Genomic DNA, 5,759 nt, shown 5'->3' with positions numbered 1-5,759 from the left:
CTTTCGCCTTTGAGATACCAATAATATATGTCTCTTACTACTTCAGCTTTTTCTTTATCAATAATTAACTTACCAGCCTCGTTTTTTATGTATCCATATATTGGCTTATCATAATTCTTTAATGTCCCAGTTGCAGCTCGATAACTTAGTCCCAGACGAATGTTAGCACTCCTGCTTTCATTTTCCGCTTGTGCTAACGATTCCAATATAGTAATGATAAACGAGCTGTCATATTCATCCGTATCAAGGTTTTCCTCTTGAAATATAATACGAGCACCCGCCGCCTTTATTCTTTGAATTGCTTCCATGGTTTCAACAGTATCACGGCCAAAACGACTTATGCTTTTTGTTACGATAACCGAAATATTCTTTGATTCACATGCTGTAACCATACGATCAAATTCGTTTCTGGTTTCTCCAGCTTTTCCAGAAGCAATATCAATAAATGTATCTACCAATTTCCATTGCTCTATCTTTGATACCGAACTCGTAAGTGCAGATATTTGTGTAGCCAAACTATTTAATTGCTCTTTTTTATTGGAACTTACACGACAATATATTCCGACATTCTTTACTAAAAAAGGTTTAGTAGCAGGTATATAGCTTATTCTTTTTGCCATGATTTCACCTCCAGGTTAAAGAATAGCCTACTTTGAACATTATAAAGTCAGAATGTATAGTAGCCTATTTATCCTCAAAAATGCCTATTTTACGTTGTTTATGCTTTTGACATCAAAACCACGCACTCAACGTGGCACGTCCTAGGAAACAGATCCACAGCTTTAACTTTAACTGTCTCATATCCGTTATCAACAAGATAAGCACAGTCACGTGCAGCAGTAGCCGGATTACAGGAAACCATCACAATTTTTTCCGGATGCATTTTTACCATTGAATCAAGAGTCAGTTTATCACAGCCCTTTCTTGGAGGATCAACTATTACAACATCAGGCAAACTTTCTGATTCAGCAAGTTTATGTGCTGCTTCACCTGCATCAGAACATATAAACTCTGCATTTTCAATACCACTGTTTGCAGCATTTTCCCGTGCATTTTCCACCGCCTGAGGAATTATTTCTACTCCTGTAAGTTTCTTTACCTTGTCAGCCATGGAAAGTCCAATTGTCCCTGCACCGCAATACAAATCAAGAAGACTTTCATCTCCTTTAAAATCAGCAAATTCTTCAGCAATTTTATATAATTTTTCAGCCTGCGGAGAATTAACCTGATAAAACGACTGAGAAGAAATACCAATTATATTCCCACACATAATATCAGTAATTTTATCTTTTCCATATAAAACAATCGTTTTATGTCCTAAAATTACATTAGTATTCTGAGAGTTTATATTCATAACAATACTTACCACACTTTTAAAGTGTGATTTTAACATATCACATAACGCATAAAATTTTTCAGCACATGGTTTTGAAACAACAACACATACCATTATTTCTCCTGTAACTGCTCCCCTTCTCAGATAAATATGCCTCAAAATTCCTTTTCCTGTCATTTCATTATAAGCGCTTATATTATTTTGGGCAGCATACTTTGTAATCATTTGAGCTATTTTAGAAAATTCATCAGGAATAAGACGGCATTCGAATCCTCCAATAATTCTGTGACTGCGTTTTGCATAAAAACCACATTCTATTTTTCCGTTCTTTTCAGCAACAGGATACTGAGCCTTATTTCTATATCCATTCTGATTATCACAGCCTAAAATGGGTAAAAAATCACAGTTTATTTTACCTATACGTGTAAAAGCATCATAAACAAACTTTTCTTTTATTTTAAGCTCTGCATTATAGTTTATGTGCCTGAATGAGCATCCGCCGCATTTTGGAAAATACGGACAATCAGAATCAATACGATCCTTTGAAGCTTTTAATATTTTATTTACAATTGCAAATGAGTAATTTTTCAAAACCTTTACAACTTTCGCTTCAATTAAATCACCAACAGCAGTTTCCGGAACAAATACTGCCATTCCATTGTACTTTCCTACTCCATTCCCATCTGTTGTGATATCAGTAATTTCTAATATTATTATTTCATTTTTCACCATCTTAAAAATTATTTACCTCTTGCAGCAATAATATCTGCCATCTCCCCTACATTTTTCATGCCAGATACTTCCCTCATTTTAAACTTCATGGAAAATTCATGTTCCACGGCATCAATCAGATTAATATGTTCCAGACTGTCCCAATCTTCTATATCTTCAGAAGTAGTATCCTCATCAATTTTTAATTTCGTATCATCAAAAACATCTCTGAAAACCCCTGTCAGTCTTTCCCAAAGTTCATTATTATTTATCATATTTTTTCTCCTTCTTTTAATTTAATAATATTATTTTTTTGTGTATATTCATTTAAATCAAGCTTCCAGATACTATCTCCATTATCGCTTACAGAAATGTTTTCAAATCCAAAATCATTATATAGTCCGCTGACCATATTATTTTTCTTTGTTCTGTAATAATAACCAAAAATAGATTCTAAAATCTTTCTTCTGCATTCTTCTGCCAGTACGTCAAGCATTGCATATTCCATATTTCTTTTAAGTACACGACAGCTCATAATCCACAAATCAATATGAAGTTCCGTACCTTTGATTTTGCCTATGATTACAGAAACTATACCATTATCTCCGAATTTATCATAAAGCCTGCCATAAAGCCTTATATAATCACTGCTATTGTAAATTTCTTCAATTTCACTTTGAGTATATCTTCTGGTAGTAAGATTAAACTGATTGCTCTTATTAATCAGTTGTGTAATTCTTTGAATATATATAGGTCTGAAGTCTTCAATAATTGCTGTCATATCCATATTTCTAAGGTAATCATCATAATCTGCAAATTCCGCCTGAGCTAAACGGCGCTTAGCATTAGCCTTATACATATCATTTCTGGACATATCATCAGCGGAAAATGACGTCACTTCAAAAAATCCGTTTTTGTCAATAGTTTTTATATATTCATCAGGTGATGACATTTCCGGAGCCGCACATCCTATCTGTCTGCTTACTATTTCACGCTCTGCCGGATTATCATCTACAAAAACAATGCTTTCAGGAAGTATATTTAATTCCCCGGCAATATCTGATACATTTATGTCTTTTGGATTCCAGTTAGCTTTAAAGGCTGCAAAATCATCCGGCTTTAATACACCATCTGGATGATTAAGACCAGAAACGGCATTTTCTTCATCATTTTTTGAACAGACTGTCATCAAAATTCCAAGCTGAGTTTGTTCCTTTATATATTTCTGAAAAGCTAGATATGCTTCTCCGTCAGCTGTTTCATGCCCGATTTCAATTCCCTCAACTGAATCATCACCTATAACTCCGCCCCATAAAGTATTATCAAGGTCAAGAGCAAAAGCTTTTTTGTTTTTTCCAAAGATTGATTTTATAATATTAGATAAATTAAAAGCAAAATCCGGAATCGCATGCATACTCATGGCATACTTATACATATACCAGTATTTGGGTTCTGCCCATTTGTCCAGACCATATGATGATGAAATATAATTAATATCATTTATGTAAAAAGAATCATGTGATGACGCATATTCATATAATTTCATATTAAGTCTGGAAATAAAATTTATTCTGCCATGTATATCCCATGAATCACGATTTCCCAATGTCCGGTATTGCGGAAGCTCAAAATTATTTTGTATTATCGGGCAATCATAAATTTCATTAAGACGTTCCCACATACTTTTAAAATGATAATATTGTTTTTCTAACATATCATCTATATCAGATTCATTAAGTGACATATCAAATGAAAATTCATCAAGATTTCTGGAAGTTGTATGAATATAAATAATATCAGGATGAAATGCATTTAATTTTTCATTTCCGAACATAGCGTCCTGCCAGTACTGAGCATATTCTGACTGATAGAATTCACATTCTATACCGTTATCAAGCAAAAACAAATCAAGCATTGACACAATATCATTTGTTGTTGAGCCGCCCAGTACAGCTATTTTTTTATGAATTCGTTCAGTATTATTTTCAAGAAGCTCTCTCCTGATTTTTTTTCTGTTTTTCAGAAGATAACTGCTGTCAAAGGGATATAATAATTCTTTCATTTTGTTTTCCTTTACTGTGTTCTTATTGTTTCTATACACTCAAAATTGCTTCCGGTTGCGCTGAAAGTATTCATAGCAAACAAAAGGTCAGTTATTCCCCATTCCTTCATCTGAGCCACAGCATTCACCTCAAAATACCGCATATCTATAACATAGATATCTTCAAATGAACCTGTCAGACAAGGAACAAGAGCATTTCCATAGCTGTCTTTTACAATCGCAAGCTTTCGTCCGTTGCCCACATCAGTATGAACATGAGTAACAGCGGCATCAGTTCCCATAAATACCAGATACCAGCTTACAGGGTCAACATTATCCAGATTTATTAACAGATTGCCCTCGTATTCATCTGTCATATCTGTTGAATAATATGTTGTTGTATAATTGTTTTTTGGAACATAATAAGTAAAATCCTCCGGATTATCTTTTAAGTCATTGTCTCCGGAATATCCATAAAGCGTACCTACATATCCCTGCTTTGTGATCTTTTCATAACTTGTCAGAGATGCAAAAGGCACTCCGGCAGTTTTAGCAAATTCTTCTGCGGCATAAAATGCCCCAAGCTGTGCCCAATGATGGTCAGTACGTTTAAAAATTTCTTCATCTTTATGCTCCATCAAAGCACCATAGGCATCAATTGGAGTCACATCATCAAGATAACTGTTTATATTGTCAATATTATCCTTTTCACTGGCAGTAAGGTCTGAATATTTTTTAGGAAGATAATATGAAACCGGCGTCGGACAAACCATTGAGTATACATTAACATCCCCTAAATCCGATTTAAATGCATTTACATACTGTGCATATAATTCGCCATTTGAATAACTTCCACCAAAAAGCATTATGCCTCGATTATTATATACTAATATGTTATTACTCATCTCTCCTTCAATGTTCGGATCATCAAGAGGATCTTCCGTAGGTTCTGTTGCCGCTTCGGTTTCTGAAACTGCCGTTGTGACGGAAGTTTTTGTCTCGCTGGCTTTAGCTGCAAAAGATGAAAAAGCGGTTTGCTTACTTTTATTCTCCTTAACATCCTGTTTTACAGGTGTACCATGAATTTTAACCTCTTCCGACTTCAATCCGAACATATCCCTGATATCTGCGGTCCATTCCTTAAATTTTTCACGTCCCGGAACAGTATCATTATAGAAGTTTTCTATTCCCGAAGTATATTTACCGGAAAAATAATCGGAAAATGAAAAAGAAGGCCATTTTGCAAGAGTACGGTTTTCTGTTTCAGAAACTTTCGGACGTTTTAAAATAATCATACAAGCTGCAATAACTACGAATGTAAACGCACATATTATTACATTTGCAGCCTTTAGCATTCTTATCTTTCTTTTTCTTTTTATAGAAAGTTTTCTTATGTAAGCCTGGGCAGATCTTTCATCATTTTTATTATTCTTCTGCATTTACTGCCTCCTAAAATCTGAAATACAAAAACGGATTATTAGTAGCATCAACAAGCATAATACTGCTTACAAGAATAAGTGCCAGATTTACCGGAATTTTCAAAAAGGTTGACGCTACATTTATTGCCGAGGATTTATCATTAATCTTTTTTATCAGTTTTGCAATCGGGAATGAGCATATAAGTGCAATTATTATCAAATAAAAATTATTTGTAAATGCAAGCTTAGTATA

Annotated in this window: 5 protein-coding genes and 1 pseudogene; all 6 read right to left on the bottom strand. The window is 34.1% G+C overall.

Annotation, left to right across the window (positions count from 1 at the left end; translation table 11 throughout):
* Positions 1 to 620, bottom strand: a 620-nt coding sequence (locus ACI4WO_RS09130) for a recombinase family protein (protein WP_439807250.1), incomplete at its 3' end; no start/stop codon positions are given.
* A gap of 98 nt (positions 621 to 718) precedes the next feature.
* Positions 719 to 2,068, bottom strand: coding sequence for a 23S rRNA (uracil(1939)-C(5))-methyltransferase RlmD (gene rlmD, locus ACI4WO_RS09125; protein ID WP_439807249.1), 1,350 nt, complete (start codon positions 2,066 to 2,068; stop codon positions 719 to 721).
* Positions 2,069 to 2,076: 8 nt separating this feature from the next.
* On the bottom strand, positions 2,077 to 2,319 hold the full coding sequence (locus ACI4WO_RS09120; protein ID WP_439807251.1) for an acyl carrier protein: 243 nt from the start codon (positions 2,317 to 2,319) through the stop codon (positions 2,077 to 2,079).
* Positions 2,319 to 4,109: an HAD-IIIC family phosphatase gene (locus ACI4WO_RS09115; protein WP_439807248.1), complete on the bottom strand. Its 1,791-nt coding sequence runs from the start codon at positions 4,107 to 4,109 to the stop codon at positions 2,319 to 2,321. The genes ACI4WO_RS09120 and ACI4WO_RS09115 overlap by 1 nt, the downstream gene beginning before the upstream one ends.
* A gap of 11 nt (positions 4,110 to 4,120) precedes the next feature.
* A complete protein-coding gene (locus ACI4WO_RS09110) occupies positions 4,121 to 5,527 on the bottom strand; it encodes a DHHW family protein (protein ID WP_439807247.1) in 1,407 nt (468 codons plus the stop codon).
* A gap of 10 nt (positions 5,528 to 5,537) precedes the next feature.
* Positions 5,538 to 5,759: pseudogene (locus ACI4WO_RS09105) on the bottom strand (MBOAT family O-acyltransferase); the annotation flags it as partial.

It is taken from the genome of Porcipelethomonas sp., assembly GCF_051893655.1.
Classification (GTDB): Bacteria; Bacillota; Clostridia; order Oscillospirales; family Ruminococcaceae; genus Porcipelethomonas.
This window is presented reverse-complemented; position numbering and strand designations above follow the sequence as displayed.

Coding starts and splice junctions, on each gene's coding strand:
- ACI4WO_RS09110 (WP_439807247.1), bottom strand. CDS start 5,527: ATGCAGAAGAATAATAAAAATGATGAAAGATCTGCCCAGGCTTACATA.
- ACI4WO_RS09115 (WP_439807248.1), bottom strand. CDS start 4,109: ATGAAAGAATTATTATATCCCTTTGACAGCAGTTATCTTCTGAAAAAC.
- rlmD (WP_439807249.1), bottom strand. CDS start 2,068: ATGGTGAAAAATGAAATAATAATATTAGAAATTACTGATATCACAACA.